We start from the raw sequence: 19,302 nt of genomic DNA on the forward strand, positions 1-19,302 counted from the left end.
AGAGCCATGCCTGCATCGGCTCGCGGCGGCGTGAAGGGCTTGCACCCTCGCCGGCTCCTTTCCGGAGCCGGCGGAGGCGGTTCAGCTTCAGTTGATCGGGCCGCTTTCACCGGGCTTGCCGGGAAGCTGCTCGGGATAGAGTTCGTAGTCGCCCTGCTTGTCGGCGGCAACGAAGACCCGTTCGCGGATGATCGTGTCTTCCGCCCAGTTGAACATGAAGATCGGCGCGCCCGGAGGAATGTTCGAGAAGCGCTTGTTGATGATCAGCGCGCCCGGATACACCGTCAGGCCGACGGTATCGACATTGGTGGTGGCCACCTTCTGGTACTGCTTCATCAGCTCCGTTCGCTCGTCATTGTCGTTGCTGGCGATAAACTTGTTGACGATGTCGACGAGCTCCTGTTCGTGGGGCATGACATCGACTTCGCCGCCTTCCGGAGCGCGGTGATGCCAGCTGGTGCGGGGGCCGGTCGGGGCGAGCTGAGGCGTGTTCTGCACCACGGATGCAAATTCCGCCGTGTTGCGATGAATCATCCAGTCGAAGCGGCCGGCATAATTGGCGGCGTCCCGCTGCTTGCCGTCGAGCGCATTGAGGACGACCCGGAGCCCGAGCTTCTCCATCTGCCCGACCATGCCTTCGGCAAGATTGCGGTCGGTGCTGTAGTCGGAATTGACGAGCAGCACGATTTCGACGTCGCGGCCGCCAAGCTTGCCGGCCGGGAAATTGACGAAGCCGTTGCCGTCCGTGTCCTTGAGCCCCACCTTTTCGAGAAGCACCTTGGCGCCTTCGAGATCGTGGGGGTAGTAGATGGTGGAGTTCCGGTCGTAGAAGCTCGTGCCGGAAGAAAGCCCGCCCGGATAGATCGCCGTGAAGGGACCCTTCACCAGGGCTTCGCCAAGCTTCTTGCGGTCGACCGCCATGGTGACGGCCTTGCGGAAGTCCAGATTGCGGTTGAGCTCCCGCACCGCCTTCGCGCGTTCGTCCGGGTCTCCCCAGCCATTGCCGGAGAAGTTCATGTGCATGTTGTAGCCGATGACGCGCGGGCCGAAGGCGAGCCGCGCCGGGGCGCTCTCATTGGCGGCGCGCTTCAGCGACTCCACGAAGTTTTCCGGCTGTTCGAGGTTCGAGATATCGCCCGAACCCGCGATCGCCTGCACGTCGCGGTCGGCCCAGGTCGAGAGCTTGTAGTGGAGCTCGTTGAGGTAGGGCAACTGATTGCCGGCCTCGTCGACCTTCCAGTAATAAGGATTGCGGCGCAGCACGATGATGTCGTCAGGACGATAGGCGACCGGCACCCATGCACCCATCACCGGAAGGTTCATATATTCGGCGGGGAAGCCGTTCTTGTATTCGTTATAGGTCGTGCCGGCATATTTCGGATGCTTGGTCTTGAGGATATGCGACGGGCCGGGGCAGAAGGTACCGTAGGCCATTGCGAAAAGATGCTGGCGCGGGAAGGCCTCCTTGAAGGTCCATTCGACCGTATACTGGTCGATCTTCTTGAGCGTCGTGCCCTCGCCGAAGGTTTCGGGCGTCGCGCCGTTCAACGGCGAAACGCTCGAGTCGAGGACATTGTCCTCCCAGTAGAACATGACGTCATCGGCGTCGAAGGGATCGCCGTCCGACCATTTCGCGCCCTCGATCAGATGCATGGTCAGCTTGCGGCCGTCCTCCGACCAGTCCCAGCTTTTCGCCAGATTCGGCAGCGGCTCCATATCGTCGGCCTCGACCTGGAAGAGCGGCGCGGTGCGCGTCAGGCACTCGAACATGCCGATGTCGATGCCGCCCCATCCTTGAGTCTGGCCGGCGCTGTAGTTCCAGCCTTCCGGCCGGCCACCGATGACGTGGCGCATGACATCGCCATAGACGCCCATGCCGTCCGGCATGTTGCCGGCCTTGAAAACCATCGGCTCCTTCGGAAGCCGCTCGGCCACCGGCGGCAGCTTGCCGGCCTTGACGAATTTCTCCGTGACCCATTCGGGCTCCCTGTATTCGGGCAGCGCCTTGAACTCGAGAATGGAATCGCGCGACACATAGGTGATCTTGCCCTGTGCCGGAAAGGGCGGCTGCTCGGGCACCACGGTCGGCTCGGATGCGAAGGCCTGCACGGCAAAGGCGGATATGCCGATCAGCAGGCTCGCGGTCATATTCAGTCGATGCGTTTTCATTGTCCCAGGTTCTCCCTCCTGTCTTCGCCAAGCCGGGGCGGCCGGCGCTCCTCTTCCTTCGTGGCACCCGCGTCTCCTCACGCAGGTGACCTCGCGCGTCATCTCGATTGCGGGCGATTTGCCCTGCTATCCGCCCCGACCGGGGATTGCCCCTCATCCGGCCTGCCGGCCACCTTCTCCCCGCCAGCGGGGAGAAGGTTAGGGTGAGGGGCAATTCCGGGCAGACGTAGCCACTCTTCTACCCCGCAGCGCGCAGCTTCGCCGCTTCCTTCTCCGCTCGGATCTCCTCGATCGAGCGCACCTCGCGACGCGCGGCGCCCTTCCACTCCCGGGTGGCGACCGTGGCGCGGGCGAGCCTTTCCTTGGCCGCGTCGATCGCATGGGCATATTGCGGCAGCCATTTGGCCTGCGCGACCACCATTTCGTCGACCATCTGCCAGACTTCCTCCGGCGTGCAGATGGCGCCGACCAGCGGGTCGTGCAGCACCGCGAGCTTCAGGAGATCGATGTCGCCGGTGATCGCCGCATGAACGGACATGCGCTGGACGTTGACCGACGAGATGCAGGTGGCCGCACAGGCCTCCGGCAACGTGATGCCTGCCACCATGTTGATGCCGAACCGATCGACGAAGCCGGGGGATTCGATGATCGCATCTGCCGGCAGGTTGGTGATCACGCCGTTGTTCTTGACGTTGAAGTGGCCGCGATAGACCCGACCCGTCTCGAGCGCTTCGAGGATGCGGCTCGCATGTTCGTTCGAGCGCCTGATCGTTTCCAGCGGCCGGCCCGCCTCTTCGAGGAAGCGCGGATATTCGGTCTCGAACCAGTTGCGGGTCTCGGTCGAATAGCGGAGATACCCGCCGGTCTCCCCGTGGATCCAGTCGGACATGTCGATCCATCTGGAGATCTCGTCCGGACGCTTGCGGTACCAGGGCAGGTATTCGGACAGATGTCCGTTGCTTTCGGTCGAATAGACGCCGAAGCGCTTCAATACGTCGATCCGGAGCTTCTCCTGCTTGGAAAAGACCGGATGCGCCTCGAAGGCGGCGACGAGTTCGTCCTTGCCGACCTTGCGGCCGTTGAGACGGACATCGACGAACCATGTCTGGTGGTTGATGCCGGAGCAGATGTAGTCGAGCTCCCCGTCCCTGGCGCCGAGAATTTCGGCGATCTGCTCGGCCCCGTGCTGGACGCCGTGGCAGAGACCGACCGTGTCGACCTTGCCGTATTCGATCGCCGCCCAGGTGTTCATCGCCATCGGGTTGGCATAGTTGAGGAACTTGGCGCCGGGCTCCGCCACCTCGCGAATGTCCTTGCAAAAATCCAGGATCACCGGAATGTTTCGCTGGCCGTAGAGGATCCCGCCGGCGCAGATCGTGTCGCCGACGCATTGGTCGACGCCGTACTTCAATGGAATGCGAATATCGTCGGCATAGGCCTCGAGGCCGCCGACGCGCACACAGCTGATGATGTAGCGTGCGCCTTCCAGCGCCTTGCGGCGGTCGGTCGTCGCCGTCACCCGCGTGGGCAGTTCGTTCGCCTCGACGATCCGGTCGAGGATGGACTTGATCATGGCGAGGTTGTGCTCGCTCAGATCCGTCAACGCGAACTCGACGTCCCGGAGCTCCGGCACGGAAAGAATGTCGGTGAAGAGCTTCTTGGTGAAGCCGATGCTGCCGGCGCCGATGATGGCGATCTTGAAGCTGGCCATGGCCGTGCTATTCCTCCTCAGACTGCGACCTACGCGCTAAAAGGGTAAAATCAATTCATTGGCTGACCGGGATCGGCAATGCGGCATCCTCCTCGCCAACCCCTCGTCAAACTCCGCGATAACCGTACGTCTTGCGCGATCTGGGGGCATTATGTGTATAATCGGGTGCGCGACTAGAGAGGTATTGTGCTTTCATGGGTAATTCTGTGCTGCGGCAACTGACCGATCGGGGACCGGCGATGCGGACGGTCTCACTGCCGCGGGGACGCCAGAGCCTGCACACGATGCCGACGAGTACCGGCTACGAGATCAGGACCGATGCAAGCTACGATTGGGACGGCCGCAAGCGCGGCCAGACGCCCTTCACCGTCCTGCAGCACACGATCGGCGGCGCCGGCAACCTGCGATATGAAAACCGCACCCACCGCGTGCGTCCGGGCGAGACGCTGCTCCTGCTCGTCCCCCACAATCACCGCTATTGGCTGGAGGAAGGCGGGCGCTGGGAATTCTTCTGGATCTCCATGAACGGCGAGGAAGCGCTGAGGATCCACCGCGCCATTCTCGCCGTCACCGGTCCCATCATAAGGTTGCAGCCGGATACCGTGGAACATCTTGCCGACTGCAGCCTGCGCCTCATCGCCGGCGGCGAGACACCGGGCAGCGCCTCGGCGATCGCCTATGAGGCGGCGATGGCGCTCTATGACGATGTCTTCGGATCGCATCCGGTCCTTAGTGAAGAATACCGGAAGATGCAGCACGTGATCGATCACATCCTGGGCAATCTCGACAAGCCACTTCCGGTCGAGGAGCTCGCGCGCATTTCGGGCCTGAGCCGCGCCCATTTCTCCCGGGCCTTCGCCGCCAGCGAAGGCATGCCGCCGGCGGAATTCGTGCTGCAGAAGCGCCTGCAGAGGGCCGTAAAGCTGCTGACCAAGACCGCGGATCTGCCGGTCAAGGAAGTCGCCATCCTGTCCGGCTTCGAGGACCCCAACTATTTCGCCAAGGTATTCCGCCGCGTCTTCGGCGCGAGCCCGACCGAGTTCCGCACCACCGGCATGTATGCGAGCGTACCTGCCACGGGCCGCAATGCGAGGACCAACGAATCCGTGACCACGTTGGCTGCGGCTTGTGATTGAAAAAGCCGCGATAAAAATTTACTAAACGGAATACTCCAGCGCGGCACGGCAGAAGGACGGATGGAACCGAATGGTCACAATCAAGGAAATCGCGTCGGCCGTCGGCGTATCGTCGGCAACCGTCTCGCGCGTCCTCAACTACGATCCGACACTGTCTATCTCCACCAGGAAACGCCAGGCGATCATCGAAACGGCGGAAGCGCTCAACTATGCGACGCCACGAAATCGCAGTCGTGCCGCCGCACAAGCGGTCGGCGTCGGGCTGAAGATCGCGCTCGTGCACTTCCTCGATCCTGCCCAGGAACTCGCCGATCCCTATTATGTCGGCGTCCGGCTTGGCATCGAGAGCCGCTGCCAGGCGCTGAAGAGCGAAGTCGTCAAGGTCTTTCTCACCGGCAACCCTCCGGAAGCGACGATCCTGGAGGGCGCCTCGGGCGTGGTGGCCGTCGGCCACTATTACGGCGATGAGCTCGAATGGCTGCGCCGCCACAGCCGCCACCTCGTCTTTGCCGATTACGCACCCGCCGGAGACATGGAAGACACCGTGCTCAGCGACGTCTCGCTGGCGATGACCCGGCTCCTGGAGGCGGTGCATGCCATGGGCTACCGGCGCATCGGCTTCATCGGCTGGATCGACGCTTTCTACGGGCCCGACAACATCCATTCGGAGCGCCGTTGCCGCACCTATATCGACTGGATGACCAGGGCCGGGCTTTATGATCCGGAATTGTGCATGGTCGAGCCGATGACGCCGGACAGCGGCTACAAGCTTGCCAAGGCGATGCTGTCGAAGCCCAATCCGCCGAAGATCCTCATCACCTGCAACGACAATATGGCGCTCGGCGCCTACAGGGCCATCCACGAGACGGGGCTCAGGATTCCCGAAGATATCGCGGTCGCCAGCTTCAACGACATCCCGGTCGCGCAGTTTCTCGGGCCGCCGCTTTCCACGGTGAAGATCCCGGCGGAACTGATCGGCGAAACCGCCGTCGACCTGCTGCTCGAGCGGCTTTCGGGCCGCGAGGTCGCCAAGAAGGTGGTTTTCGGGACGGAAATCGTCTGGCGCGGCAGCACGCCGGCACCGGCCGAGACCGCGAACAAGGCAGATGATATCGTATCGGCGGACGCGGTTCTAAAAGTCCCAGGGTGAAATCAATTCGAGCCCTGCCGTGGCGAAATCCGCCAGGTTGCGCGTGGCCAATCGCCCGCCGTTCACTCTGGCTATAGCGGCAATCATCCCATCCGGCGCCGACATGACGTGGCCTTGCCTCGATGCCGTACCCATGATTTCACCGTATTCCATCGCCGCTTCTTCCGTCAGACCGTATATCCGGTCGGCGAAGCGCTGCCGCCAACCATCGAGGCCATGCTGCAGACGGCCGGCGCGCTGATCCGGCACAATTTTCTGGATGCCATAGGCGATTTCGGCGATCGTAACCGTCGGGAGTGCAAGCTCTGCATCATAGCGCACGAGCCAAGCGATGACGGCTTCGGAAGGTGTCTTGCGCAGCGTTTCCGAAATGACGTTGGTGTCTACGAAAATCAAAGGTCAGGACCCGGATGAGCCTTGCGGCTCTCTCTGATCACACCCTCGAGGTCGATGTCCGTGCCGCAACTCTCGAACAAGCGCGCATAGAAAGCACTCGCAGGCTCTCGGCCAGCTTCTCTGGTTTCATATAACTCAAGAGCACGCTCGACGATGTCAGCGATGGAGCGGTTCTCTCGCCGTGCAAGTCGGCGCGCCAGATCACGCGCTTTTGCACTTCGGACCGAAAGCTGTGGGGCACCCATGCCTCAATACTCCTTTCCCCCAATATAGGAGACACATGCGATGCTAGCAAGATGGCTTGTGCAGGCTAGACGGCTGAAAGCGCCGTCGCCGCTCATAAAAACGAGGTAAAAATTTACTGAAAATAATTGCGTCCACTCGAGTTTTGAGAAATACTCCCGCCGGGACAGAGAGGACTGTCTCGGGGAACACGATTTCGGGAGGGAACAATGGACATTCAGACGCGTGCCTATCTGCCGCGTATCGCCGGGCTGGCTCTCGCGGGCGCAAGCTTCCTGGGGGTGACCGCGGCGCAGGCCAAGGAAATCACCATCTGGTGCTGGGACCCGAATTTCAACGTCGCGATCATGAAGGAGGCGGGCGCCCGCTATACGAAAACGCATCCGGACGTCACCTTCAACATCGTCGATTTCGCCAAGCTCGACGTCGAGCAGAAGCTGCAGACCGGGCTTTCGTCAGGCACCGCCGACGCGCTCCCCGACATCGTGCTCATCGAGGATTACGGCGCTCAGAAATATCTTCAATCCTTCCCGGGCGCCTTCGCGCCTCTGTCCGGCACCGTCGATTATTCGGGTTTCGCCCCCTACAAGGTCGAGCTCATGACCCTCGACGGGCAGGTCTACGGAATGCCTTTCGATTCCGGCGTCACGGGTCTTTATTACCGCAAGGATTATCTGGAAGCCGCCGGCTTCAAGCCGGAAGACATGCAGGATCTCACCTGGGACCGCTTCATCGAGATCGGAAAGCAGGTCGAAGAGAAGACCGGCAAGAAGATGATGGGCCTCGACCCGAACGACGCCGGTCTCGTGCGCATCATCATGCAATCGGCCGGGCAATGGTATTTCGATAAGGAAGGCAAGCCGAACATCGCCGGCAATGCGGCGTTGAAGGCGGCGCTCGAAACCATCGGCAAGATCATGCAGGCGAATATCTACAAGCCCGCCAACGGCTGGTCCGACTGGGTGGGCACCTTCACCTCCGGCGACGTCGCGACCGTCGTCACGGGCGTCTGGATCACCGGCACCGTCAAGGCGCAGCCGGACCAGTCCGGCAACTGGGGAGTAGCACCCATCCCGGCGCTCTCGATCGAAGGCGCAACCCATGCCTCCAATCTCGGCGGCTCGAGCTGGTACGTACTCGAAAGCTCCGAAGAAAAGGCGGAAGCCATCGACTTCCTGAACGAGATCTACGCCAAGGACATCGATTTCTATCAGAAGATCCTGCAGGACCGGGGTGCAGTCGGCTCGCTGCTCGCCGCCCGCGGCGGCGCAGCCTATGAGGCGGCCGACCCCTTCTTCGGCGGCGAGAAGGTCTGGCAGAACTTCTCCGACTGGCTGGCGAAAGTCCCCTCGGTCAATTACGGCATCTTCACCAACGAGGCGGATCTCGCCGTCACTGCGCAACTGCCGGCCGTGACGCAGGGAACGCCGGTCGACGAGGTGCTGCAGGCGATCGAGGCCGAGGTCAGCGCACAGATCCAGTGATGCGGTGGATGGCGGCGGGCATGCGCCCGCCGTTTCCGGCCGCGGCTCTTGCCGCGGCCAATTTCCGGCTGTCCGGCCTTCCAGGAGGGGAACATGGTTCGAGCGCGCCGCGGTATCGGCCGATATTACGACGTCAATGGCTGGCTGTTCGTCGCCCCGGCGCTGGGGCTGATCACCCTTTTCATGGTCTATCCCATCGCGTGGTCGCTCTGGATGTCGTTCCAGTCCGGCCGCGGCATGACGCTGAAGTTCGCGGGCTTCGCAAACATCGTTCGGCTCTGGAACGATCCGGTCTTCATCAAAGCGCTCACCAACACGATGACCTATTTCGTCGTGCAGGTGCCGATCATGATCCTGCTCGCGCTGATCCTGGCGTCGCTCCTCAACAATCCCCGGCTCGTCGGCCGAGGGGTTTTCCGCACGGCGATCTTCCTGCCCTGCGTCAGTTCGCTGGTCGCCTATTCGGTGCTCTTCAAGGGCATGTTCGCAACCGACGGGATCGTCAATTCGACGCTCCAGGCGATCGGTCTCGCCGCCTCGCCCATTCCGTGGCTGACGCATCCCTTCTGGGCAAAGGTTCTCGTCATTCTTGCCATCACCTGGCGCTGGACCGGCTACAACATGATCTTCTATCTTGCGGCACTTCAGAACATCGACAAGTCGATCTACGAGGTGGCGCGCATCGACGGCGTTCCGGCCTGGGCGCGCCTCACCCACCTCACCATCCCTCTGCTGAAGCCGGTCATCCTCTTCACGACAGTCATTTCGACGATCGGCACGCTGCAGCTTTTCGACGAGGTCTATAACCTGACCGAGGGCAAGGGCGGCCCGTCCAATGCCACGCTCACCCTGTCGCTCTACATCTACAACCTGACCTTCCGCTTCATGCCGAACCTGGGTTATGCGGCGACGGTCTCCTATGTCATCGTCGTCCTCGTCGCGCTCCTCGCCTTCGTGCAGTTCTTCGCAGCAAGGGAGCGTGACCGATGAACGGATTTGGACGTTTCGCGGCGATGGCAGCCACCTATGGCTTCCTCGGCCTGATGGCCTTCCTCTCCGTCTTTCCGTTCATCTGGATGGTGCTCGGCGCAACCAATTCGTCGATCGACATCATCAAGGGCAAGCTCCTGCCGGGCGCAGCCTTTGCAACCAATGTCGCCAACTTCTTCACGCTGGTGAACGTGCCGCTCGTCTTCTGGAACTCGGCCAAGATCGCGATCGTTGCGACCGTGCTCACGCTCGCCGTCTCCTCGCTCGCCGGTTACGGTTTCGAGATGTTCCGCTCGCGAAGACGCGAGCGCGTCTACCGGGCGATGCTGCTGACCCTGATGATCCCCTTCGCCGCGCTGATGATCCCGCTCTTCGTCATGATGGGGAAGGCAGGTCTCATCAACACGCATCTCGCCGTCGTCCTGCCCTCGATCGGCTCCGCCTTCGTGATCTTCTATTTCCGGCAGAGCACCAAGGCCTTCCCGTCCGAGCTGCGCGACGCGGCCAAGGTCGACGGGCTCAAGGAATGGCAGATATTCCTATTCATCTACGTGCCGGTCATGCGTTCGACCTATGCGGCCGCCTTCGTCATCGTCTTCATGACCGCATGGAACAACTATCTCTGGCCGCTGATCGTGCTCCAGACCAATGAGACCAAGACGATCACGCTGGTCATCTCGTCGCTCGCCTCCGCCTACTACCCCGATTACGGCGTGGTCATGGTCGGGACGATTCTCGCGACACTGCCGACGCTTGCGGTTTTCTTCTTCATGCAACGCCAGTTCGTCCAGGGCATGCTGGGCTCAGTCAAATAGGAACGATGATGCGCTCTGTTACTTCCTTCAATGATTCATGGGTCTTCTCCGAAGGCTTCGACGCCGCCGACGCCGGAACGCTCCGGGCGGGTCAGCCGATCAGCCTGCCGCACAATGCCGTCGAACTGCCGTTCAACTATTTCGACGAGAGATGCTACCAGCGCGCCTTCACCTACCAGAGGGTTCTTGCCTGGCGCCCGGACTTCTCCGGGCGCGAGGTCTCGCTCGTCTTCGACGCGGCAATGGCCGATGCGGTCGTGTATCTCAACGGCGAAGAGATCGTCGCGCATAGGGACGGCTACACGCCTTTCGAGGCGCGCCTGACGGACAGGCTCCTGGAAGGCGACAATCTCATCACGGTGAAGATCGACGGCAGCGAAAATCCGGAGATCCCGCCTTTCGGCGGCCGGATCGACTATCTGACCTATGCCGGTATCTATCGCGACGTCTGGCTGAAGGTCACCGATCCGGTTTCGATCGCCAATATCAAGATCGAAACCCGCGACGTGCTCTCCGACACCAAGGCCGTCTCCCTCCGGTGTGACCTTTCCAATCCGCAAGGGCTATCCTTCTCCGGCACGATCTCGGCGCTCCTCAAGAATGCGGCCGGCGAAGTGCTGGCCGAGGTCGCCGGCGAGACGACCGGCCAGAGCCTCGCCTTTGAAATGGACGGCCTCAAGGGCCTTTCCCTTTGGGATATCGATGATCCGGTGCTCTACGTGATCGAAGTCGAGCTCAGGACCGGTCAGGGCTCCGACTGCTTCGCCGCGCATTTCGGCTTCCGCACGGCGGAGTTCACGACCGAGGGCTTCCGGCTCAATGGCCGCCCGCTGAAGATCCGCGGGCTGAACCGTCACCAGTCTTTTCCCTATGTCGGCTACGCTATGGGGCGCACCGCCCAGGAGCGCGACGCTGACATCATGAAGCACAGGCTTCACTGCAATCTCGTGCGCACCTCGCATTACCCGCAGTCGAAATGGTTCCTCGACCATTGCGACCGCATCGGGCTCCTCGTCTTCGAAGAAATCCCCGGCTGGCAGCATATCGGTGGGGAGGAATGGAAACAGGAGGCAATCCGGAACGTCCGCCGCATGATCGAGCGCGACTGGAACCACCCGTCGATCGTCATCTGGGGTGTGCGCATCAACGAGTCGCAGGATTCGCACGACTTCTATGCCGAGACCAATCGCCTCGCCCGCGAGCTCGACCCGACACGGCAGACGGGCGGCGTGCGCTACATCACCGACAGCGAATTTTTGGAAGACGTCTACACGATGAACGACTTCATCCTCGGCAACGAGGAACTGCCGGGCGCGAACCGGCCGCGCACGGCGCTTCGCCCGCAGCAGGAATGCACCGGGCTTCCCCGCAAGGTGCCCTATCTCATCACCGAATTCGGCGGCCACATGTATCCGACGAAGATCTATGACCAGGAGCAGCGCCAGGCCGAGCATGTTCGCCGGCATCTGGAGGTGCTGAATGCGGCCTATGGCGATCCCGGCATCTCCGGTGCGATCGGCTGGTGCATGTTCGACTACAACACCCACAAGGATTTCGGCTCCGGCGACCGGATCTGCTATCACGGCGTCATGGACATGTTCCGCGAGCCGAAATTCGCGGCCTATGTCTATGCCAGCCAGTGCGATCCCTCCGAGGAAATCGTGATGAAGCCGGTGACCTTCTGGGCGCGCGGTGAGCGCAACATCGGCGGCGTGCTGCCCTTGATCGTGCTGACGAATTGCGACGAGATCGAATTGAAATACGGCTCGCTTACCAAGCGCGTCGGCCCGGATCGCGAGAATTTCCCGCACCTGCCGCATCCACCGGTCGTCATCGACCACCGCCACTTCACCAAGGACGAGCTCGGAGTCTGGGGCATGAAGTGGGAGAGCGCGGAATTTACCGGCTTCATCGCCGGCAAGCCGGTCGCCGATCTCCGCATGGCCGCCGACCCCGTACCTACGACGCTTCAGGTCGAGGCGGACAGCAAGACGCTCCGTGCCGAAGGCCGCGACAGCGTTCGCCTCATCCTGCGCGCGCTCGACCAGGCCGGCAACGTCCAGCCTTTCCTGAACGATGCGGTCGACATCGAGATTCATGGTCCGGCGCGCCTCGTCGGACCGGCCCGCATAGTCCTCCAGGGCGGTTCCGCCGGTTTCTGGCTGGAGTCCACGGGCGCCGCCGGCGCCATCGTCGTCTCGGTCGCGTCGTCGCGGCTCGGCGCGGCGAAGCTCGACCTCGTCGCCCTGGCGGACGGAGCGGCGAGCGCATGAGCGAACTCCAACTCAGCGATGTCCGTAAATCCTATGGCGGTCTCGAGGTCATCAAGGGCGTCGATCTCGACATAAAGTCCGGCGAGTTCGTCGTCTTCGTCGGACCGTCCGGCTGCGGCAAGTCCACGCTGCTCCGGATGATCGCCGGGCTCGAGGAGATCTCCTCCGGCGACCTGACGATCGACGACGTCCGGATGAACGATGTCGACCCGTCCAAGCGCGGGATCGCCATGGTGTTCCAGTCCTATGCGCTTTATCCGCATATGACGGTCCGCGAGAATATGGGTTTCGCGCTCCGTTTCGCGGGCGTCCCCAGGGCCGAGATCGAGAAGCGGGTGAACGAGGCCGCCCATATCCTGGAACTCGGGGCGCTGCTCGACCGCAAGCCGAAGCAGCTTTCGGGCGGCCAGCGCCAGCGCGTGGCGATCGGCCGTGCGATCGTCCGCCATCCGAAGATCTTTCTCTTCGACGAGCCGCTTTCCAATCTCGATGCGGAGCTGCGCGTGCATATGCGCATCGAGATCGCGCGGCTGCACAAGCAGCTCGCCACCACCATCGTCTACGTGACGCATGATCAGGTCGAGGCGATGACGCTCGCCGACAAGATCGTCGTCATGCGCGCCGGCGTGGTCGAACAGGTGGGCTCGCCCCTCGACCTCTATGACGACCCGGCCAACCTCTTCGTCGCCGGCTTCATCGGGTCGCCGAAGATGAATTTCCTGAAGGGCGTGATCGAAATCGACGAGGACCAGGCCTATGCGCGCCTGCCGGACTACGGAGACGCGAAGATCCCCGTCACCCTGCAGGCGGCGGCGGGAACTGCGGTGACGATCGGCATCCGGCCCGAGCATTTCGATGAAGCCGGTCCTGCCGCGCTGGACCTCGCCATCGACATGCTGGAACATCTCGGCGGCGAGACATTCGCCTATGCCCGCCACCACGGCAATGGCGAGCTGATCGTCGTCGAAACGAAGAACGGCCGCGGACTCAAGACCGGCGACCGCCTGACAGCCCGCTTCGATCCGGTTTCGGTTCTGGTGTTCGACGGAGAGGGAAAACGGCTGCGTTCGTGACGCAGTTTTCCGGAATTGATCTAATGTCGCCATTCACGAATCAAGGGAGTGAACAGCGATGCGTATTGGCTTCATCGGTACCGGCGCCATCACCGAAGCGATGGTGACGGGCATCGTCGGCTCCGGGCTCGACGTCGCCGGGATTCTCGTCTCCCCGCGCAACCGGGAGATTGCTGCCCGGCTTGCCGGCCGCTTCCCGCTCGTTCGGATCGTCAAGGACAATCAGCAAGCGGTGGACGCGGCCGACGTGCTGTTCCTCGCCGTGCGTCCTCAAATCGCCGAGGACGTGATCCCCAAGCTCAAATTCCGCAAAGGCCAGAAGATCGTCAGCGTCATCGCCGCCACCGATCGTTCCACGCTTCTCGGCTGGATCGGCGAGGAGGTGGAGCTCACGCAGGCAATCCCCCTGCCCTTCGTCGCCGAGCGCGAGGGCGTGACGGCGATCTATCCGCCGAACCGCGCCGTTGCCGCGATCTTCGCGGCACTCGGAACAGCGGTCGAATGCGAAACCAGGGAGGAATACGATCTGCTTGCCGTCGGAAGCGCTCTGATGGCGACCTATCTCGGCATTCTCGACCGGACGACCGCCTGGTTCGCCGAGAAGGGTCTCCACCGCGACAAGGCACGCGCCTATATCGCGCCGCTCTTTGCCAGCCTCGCGCAGAGGGCGGTCCGGGACGAGGGGACGCCGCTCGAAGAACTCGCCCGCGAATTTTCGACCAAGGGCGGATTGAACGAGCAGGTTCTGACGGATTTCGACCGCGGTGGCGGCCACCGGGCGCTGACGGATGCGCTCGAACGCGTGCTGCTGCGGGTGCGCGGCGACGACCGGTAAAGGTCTTCAAAGCTCGGTGCGAAGACCCGCATGGCGCCGAAAACGCCCGGCGGCGAAGCCCACGAAGGCGCGCACCCTTGCCGAGACCATGCGGCCTTCCGCATGCACGATGTGGATCGGCACCGGCTCGCGCTCGTAGTCGGCAAGAACGACCTTGAGCCTGCCGGCACTCACATCGGGTGCCACCTGGTAGGACTGAAACCGGGACAATCCCCAGCCCGCCACAGCCGCGGCAAGGACCGCGTCATTGGTGTTGCAGATGAGACGAGGGCTGATCGGAACGCGGATATTGTTGTCGCGTCCGAAGAGCCATTCCGAGTGGCCGAAGAGGCCCTCGCGCCCGATGATCCGATGACGGGCAAGCTCCTGGGGGCTGCCGGGCTCGCCGAAGCGGGCGAAATAATCCGGCGAGCCGCAAAGCACCTGCCGGACCGAGCCGATCCGGCGCGCAACGAGCCCGGAGGCCGGGAGCGAGGCAATGCGGATCGCCACATCCAGCCCTTCGTCGACCAGGTTGGTCACGCGGTCGACGAAGATGGTCTTGACCTGCATAGCCGGATAGTGATCGAGGAAATCGAGGATGACGGGGAGCACATGGATGCGCCCGAAGAGCGCGGGCGCCGTTACCGTGACCAACCCCGCCGGAGCGGTGAAACTGCCAGCCGCATTGGCTTCCGCCTCGGCGATTTCCCCGAGGATACGCCGGCAATCGGCCACATAACCTTCGCCCGCCGCAGTCAGTTTCAACGAGCGCGTGGTGCGGACTAGAAGCCGCGTCCCGATCAGGTCCTCCAGCTTCGCCACCGCCCGGGTGACCGATGGCGGGCTCATATGCAGCACCTTGGCGGCCGGCGCGAACCCGCCGCTTTCGACCACCTGCACGAAGATCCGCATCGCCTGCCAGCGATCCATCGACTTCCCCTCGATTATTGCGCCACGTGAAATGGTCTAGTGTTTTCATCAGAGCTTATCAACTCCGCGGATAACAATCATCTTGAGGTCGTTCCATCGATTCAACGAGGCCGACATGAAGCTCTATCACCATCCCCTCTCCGGCCACGCGCACCGCGCCCGCCTGTTCCTCTCGCTGCTCGGTATCGAGCATGAGCTGGTGGTCGTCGATTTCGCCAGGAGAGAGCACAAGCAAGCGGATTTCCTGAAGCTCAATTCCTTCGGTCAGGTTCCGGTGCTCGACGACGCCGGCACGATCATCTCGGATTCCAACGCCATTCTCGTCTATCTGGCAAAGAAGACCGGCCGCACGGACTGGCTGCCGGAAGACGCCGCCGGGGCGGCTGCCGTTCAGCGCTGGCTTTCGGTGGCTGCCGGCCAGATCGCCCATGGTCCGGCCCAGGCGCGGCTCATCAACGTGTTCAAGGCGCCCTACCGACCGGAAGAGGTGATCCCCCGTTCGCATGCGATCCTGGCGCTGATCGAGCAGGAGCTGGAAGGCAGAGGCTGGATTGCCGCAGACCGGCCGACGATCGCCGATGTCGCGCTCTACAGCTACGTAGCGCGCGCCCCCGAAGGCGACGTCGATCTCCAGCCCTATCCGGAGATCCGCGCCTGGCTGGCCCGCACCGAGGCATTGCCGGGATTCGTCGAGTTCGAAAAGACGCCGGTGGGGCTGGCGGCTTAGCGACACGTTATGACGCCGTCCGCTTGCGGGATGCCATCTCGCACGGCACGTGCTTTGCAGCGTATCGAAGGACTGCAACCGCCCTCCACCCTCGTCCCTGTGCTTGTCACAGGAATGAGGGAGGTTGGGCAGGCGGCGGGTGTTACCGCCGACGTGCGCTTGGGCGTCTGCGAACGAGCTCACAGATGCCCGACATTCACGCAACCAAGGGAACAATCGTCATGGAGGCTCCCATCCTCGCACATTCGCCCTGGCACGAGGGCGAAATCACCCTGCAGAAGAAGCTGGGTGTGGAAACGCGCATGGACGAGGTCGGGCGCCGCGTCATGCGCGACCACCTGATCGACCAGCACCGGGAATTCTATCCGCTTCTGCCGATGGTCGTGCTGGGCTCGGTTGACCGCGACGGTGACGCCTGGGCGACGCTCAGGGCGGGCGAACCCGGCTTCCTCCACGCGCCGGACGAAAAAAGACTGACCGTCGAGCTCCCGCGGGAGCTGACGGACCCCGCCGAGGCGGGCATGGAGGACGGCGCTCCCCTCGCGCTCCTCGGAATCGATCTCGGCACTCGCCGGCGCAACCGGCTGAACGGCACGCTTAAGCGGCATGCCGGCGGCTTCGATCTCGGCGTCGACCAGAGCTTCGGCAACTGTCCGAAATACATCCAGCTCCGGCAGGTCCATTTCCTGCGCGACCCGTCCGAACCGCCTGCCGTGCCGCCCGTTTCGAGCTTCGGGCTCGACGCCGCCGCGCGTGCTCTGGTGACGCAGGCGGACACGTTCTTCGTCGCAACCTATGCCGATCTCGCCGGAGGCCGGCAGCTCGACGTCTCCCATCGCGGCGGTCCCGCGGGATTCGTACATGCCGGCGAAGACGGCTGGCTGACGATCCCGGATTTCGTCGGCAACCGCTTCTTCAACACGCTCGGCAACATCGCGGTCAATCCGCGCGCCGGGCTCACTTTCCCGGACTTCTCCACGGGCGGCCTCCTTCAGATGACCGGCGAGGCCGAGCTCCTGACCGAAGCTCCGGACGGCGTGCCTCCCGACGGCGCCGAGCGCTACTGGCGATTCCGTCCACGCCGCATCGTCTGGCGCGCCGACGCGCTACCAATCCGCTACGAACTAAAATCATCGTGATCTGGTGGTCGCCCTTCGACGGCCAGGTTGAGCCGTGTAAATTTCGCGTAGAAAGGAACCAACCTCCCTCGCCAAGGTTTCGTGCCCATCCGCCCTCGACCAAGGAGTGCTGCCATGGCCAAGAAACCCTCTGCGCCGAACAATACGAAACCGGCCACCATTCATGACCAGAAAGCGACACGCGGCAACGGTGGAGAACTTCACCAGATCGCCGAAGGCGACACGCCCGTCCTGACGACCGCCCAGGGCGGCCCCGTCGCCGACGACCAGAACAGCCTGCGCGCCGGCGAACGCGGCCCGACGCTCATCGAGGATTTCCACTTCCGCGAGAAGATCTTCCACTTCGATCACGAGCGCATTCCCGAGCGTGTCGTGCACGCCCGCGGCTACGGGGTGCATGGCTTCTTCGAGACCTACGAATCGCTTGCAGCCTACACCCGGGCGGATCTGTTCCAGCGCCCGGGCGAGCGAACCCCCGCCTTCGTGCGTTTCTCGACGGTCGCCGGAAGCAAGGGCTCCTTCGACCTCGCCCGCGACGTTCGCGGTTTCGCGGTCAAGATCTACACCAAGGAGGGCAATTGGGACCTCGTCGGCAACAACATCCCGGTCTTCTTCATCCAGGACGCAATCAAGTTTCCCGACGTCATACACTCGGTAAAGCCCGAACCGGACCGGGAGTTTCCCCAGGCGCAGTCCGCCCACGACAATTTCTGGGACTTCATCAGCCTGACGCCGGAAAGCATGCACATGATCATGTGGGTCATGTCGGACCGGGCGATCCCGCGCTCCTTCCGGTTCATGGAAGGCTTCGGCGTCCATACGTTTCGTTTCGTCAATGCCAAGGACGAGTCCACTTTCGTCAAATTCCATTGGAAGCCGAAGCTCGGGCTGCAGTCGGTCGTTTGGAACGAGGCCGTGAAGATCAACGGCGCCGATCCTGACTTCCACCGGCGCGACATGTGGCAAGCCATCCAGTCCGGCAACTTCCCGGAATGGGACCTGCATGTGCAGCTTTTCGATCAGGACTTCGCCGACAAGTTCGATTTCGACATCCTCGATCCGACCAAGATCATCCCGGAGGAAGTGCTGCCGACGAAGCCTGTCGGCCGGCTGGTGCTCGATCGCATGCCGGAGAATTTCTTCGCCGAAACCGAGCAGGTCGCCTTCATGACGCAGAACGTGCCGCCGGGCATCGACTTTAGCGACGATCCATTGCTGCAGGGGCGCAACTTCTCCTATCTGGACACGCAGCTGAAGCGGCTCGGCAGCCCGAACTTCACCCATCTGCCGATCAACGCGCCGAAATGTCCCTTCCAGCACTTTCAGCAGGACGGCCACATGGCCATGCGCAACCCCGTCGGGCGCGTGAACTACCAGCCCAATTCCTGGGGCGAGGGCCCGCGCGAGTCGCCCATGAAAGGCTTCCGCCATTTTCCTTCCGAGGAGCAGGGCCCGAAGCTGCGCATCCGCGCCGAGAGCTTTGCCGACCATTACAGCCAGGCCCGGCAGTTCTTCATCAGCCAGACGCCGCCCGAGCAACGCCACATCGCCGACGCCCTGACCTTCGAATTGAGCAAGGTGGAGACGCCGGTCATCCGTGAGCGGATGGTCGCGCATCTTCTCAACATCGATGAAACCTTGGGGAAAAAGGTCGGCCACGCCCTCGGCCTGGAGACGATGCCGAAACCGGCGGATGCGGCCGTTGCCACCCGCCAGGACCTCGACCCGTCGCCGGCCCTCAGCATCATCCAGCGTGGGCCGAAGCGTTTCGAGGGCCGCAAGCTCGGGATATTGGCGACGGACGGCGCGGACGGCGCGCTTCTCGACGCCTTGATAGCGGCGGTCGAGAAGGAGAAGGCGGCCTTCGAGCTGATCGCGCCGAAAGTCGGCGGCTTCACCGCCTCCGACGGAAAACGCATCGCCGCCCACCAGATGCTCGACGGCGGCCCGTCGGTACTTTACGACGCGGTGGTCCTGCTTCCTTCCGCAGAGGCCGTCACGGATCTGATCGACGTCGCCACCGCGCGCGATTTCGTGGCCGACGCCTTCGCGCATTGCAAATATATCGGCTATGCCGGCGCCGCCGTTCCCCTTCTCGAAAGGGCCGGCATTGCGGAACTGCTCGATGAGGGAACGATCGAACTCACCGACGCTGCGAGTGCGGCCGCCTTTCTCACGGAGATCGGTAAACTGCGCGTCTGGGGAAGAGAGCCCTCGGTCAAGCTGAAATAAGCCGATGGCTTAGACGG

The 19,302-nt window shown here is 62.8% G+C and carries 16 protein-coding genes; 11 read left to right on the forward strand and 5 right to left on the reverse strand.

Annotated elements, in window-relative coordinates:
• Positions 1-87: 87 nt before the first annotated feature.
• Together M1D43_RS24695 and M1D43_RS24700 are read right to left on the reverse strand one after the other, a co-directional pair.
• Positions 88-2,169, reverse strand: a complete 2,082-nt coding sequence (locus tag M1D43_RS24695; RefSeq protein ID WP_498814318.1) for an ABC transporter substrate-binding protein — start codon at positions 2,167-2,169, stop codon at positions 88-90.
• A 238-nt stretch (positions 2,170-2,407) separates the two neighbouring features.
• On the reverse strand, positions 2,408-3,880 hold the full coding sequence (locus M1D43_RS24700) for an alpha-glucosidase/alpha-galactosidase (RefSeq protein ID WP_003527988.1): 1,473 nt from the start codon (positions 3,878-3,880) through the stop codon (positions 2,408-2,410).
• A 194-nt stretch (positions 3,881-4,074) separates the two neighbouring features.
• Between M1D43_RS24700 and M1D43_RS24705 the strand changes: the two genes are divergently transcribed.
• Together M1D43_RS24705 and M1D43_RS24710 are read left to right on the forward strand one after the other, a co-directional pair.
• On the forward strand, positions 4,075-5,016 hold the full coding sequence (locus tag M1D43_RS24705) for an AraC family transcriptional regulator (protein ID WP_013850254.1): 942 nt from the start codon (positions 4,075-4,077) through the stop codon (positions 5,014-5,016).
• A gap of 70 nt (positions 5,017-5,086) precedes the next feature.
• Entirely contained in the window at positions 5,087-6,166 is a 1,080-nt protein-coding gene (locus M1D43_RS24710; RefSeq protein ID WP_014527695.1) for a LacI family DNA-binding transcriptional regulator, read from the forward strand.
• Here the strand turns inward: M1D43_RS24710 and M1D43_RS24715 are convergent.
• Together M1D43_RS24715 and M1D43_RS24720 are read right to left on the reverse strand one after the other, a co-directional pair.
• Entirely contained in the window at positions 6,149-6,562 is a 414-nt protein-coding gene (locus M1D43_RS24715) for a type II toxin-antitoxin system VapC family toxin (protein ID WP_014527694.1), read from the reverse strand. The two genes, M1D43_RS24710 and M1D43_RS24715, sit on opposite strands and share 18 nt — an antisense overlap.
• Positions 6,559-6,807, reverse strand: a complete 249-nt coding sequence (locus M1D43_RS24720; protein WP_003527982.1) for a type II toxin-antitoxin system VapB family antitoxin — start codon at positions 6,805-6,807, stop codon at positions 6,559-6,561. The genes M1D43_RS24715 and M1D43_RS24720 overlap by 4 nt, the downstream gene beginning before the upstream one ends.
• A gap of 207 nt (positions 6,808-7,014) precedes the next feature.
• Between M1D43_RS24720 and M1D43_RS24725 the strand changes: the two genes are divergently transcribed.
• The 6 genes from M1D43_RS24725 (at position 7,015) to M1D43_RS24750 (ending at position 14,275) form a co-directional block, all read left to right on the forward strand.
• Positions 7,015-8,289, forward strand: a complete 1,275-nt coding sequence (locus M1D43_RS24725) for an ABC transporter substrate-binding protein (RefSeq protein WP_003527981.1) — start codon at positions 7,015-7,017, stop codon at positions 8,287-8,289.
• A gap of 93 nt (positions 8,290-8,382) precedes the next feature.
• A complete protein-coding gene (locus M1D43_RS24730) occupies positions 8,383-9,279 on the forward strand; it encodes a carbohydrate ABC transporter permease (protein WP_010974927.1) in 897 nt (298 codons plus the stop codon).
• Complete coding sequence (locus tag M1D43_RS24735; RefSeq protein WP_010974928.1) at positions 9,276-10,094, forward strand: carbohydrate ABC transporter permease; 819 nt, start codon at positions 9,276-9,278, stop codon at positions 10,092-10,094. Before M1D43_RS24730 ends, M1D43_RS24735 begins: the two co-directional genes overlap by 4 nt.
• An 8-nt stretch (positions 10,095-10,102) precedes the next feature.
• Positions 10,103-12,367: a glycoside hydrolase family 2 protein gene (locus M1D43_RS24740; RefSeq protein WP_014527693.1), complete on the forward strand. Its 2,265-nt coding sequence runs from the start codon at positions 10,103-10,105 to the stop codon at positions 12,365-12,367.
• Entirely contained in the window at positions 12,364-13,440 is a 1,077-nt protein-coding gene (locus M1D43_RS24745; RefSeq protein ID WP_010974930.1) for an ABC transporter ATP-binding protein, read from the forward strand. Before M1D43_RS24740 ends, M1D43_RS24745 begins: the two co-directional genes overlap by 4 nt.
• A gap of 58 nt (positions 13,441-13,498) precedes the next feature.
• Positions 13,499-14,275: a pyrroline-5-carboxylate reductase gene (locus M1D43_RS24750; protein WP_014527692.1), complete on the forward strand. Its 777-nt coding sequence runs from the start codon at positions 13,499-13,501 to the stop codon at positions 14,273-14,275.
• A 6-nt stretch (positions 14,276-14,281) separates the two neighbouring features.
• On the opposite strand, the gene M1D43_RS24755 is transcribed toward M1D43_RS24750, so the two are convergent.
• Positions 14,282-15,187, reverse strand: coding sequence for a LysR family transcriptional regulator (locus M1D43_RS24755; protein WP_127603235.1), 906 nt, complete (start codon positions 15,185-15,187; stop codon positions 14,282-14,284).
• Positions 15,188-15,302: 115 nt separating this feature from the next.
• Between M1D43_RS24755 and M1D43_RS24760 the strand changes: the two genes are divergently transcribed.
• The 3 genes from M1D43_RS24760 to katE all read left to right on the forward strand — a co-directional run bounded on the left by M1D43_RS24760 (position 15,303) and on the right by katE (position 19,285).
• The gene (locus M1D43_RS24760; RefSeq protein WP_003527965.1) at positions 15,303-15,914 is read left to right on the forward strand and encodes a glutathione S-transferase family protein; all 612 of its coding nucleotides are present in this window, start codon (positions 15,303-15,305) and stop codon (positions 15,912-15,914) included.
• Positions 15,915-16,099: 185 nt separating this feature from the next.
• Entirely contained in the window at positions 16,100-17,053 is a 954-nt protein-coding gene (locus M1D43_RS24765; protein WP_014527690.1) for a pyridoxamine 5'-phosphate oxidase family protein, read from the forward strand.
• A 114-nt stretch (positions 17,054-17,167) separates the two neighbouring features.
• Positions 17,168-19,285, forward strand: coding sequence for a catalase (gene katE, locus M1D43_RS24770; protein WP_010974935.1), 2,118 nt, complete (start codon positions 17,168-17,170; stop codon positions 19,283-19,285).
• The last annotated feature ends 17 nt before the right edge of the window (positions 19,286-19,302 follow it).

Source organism: Ensifer sp. R1-3, from assembly GCF_056739175.1.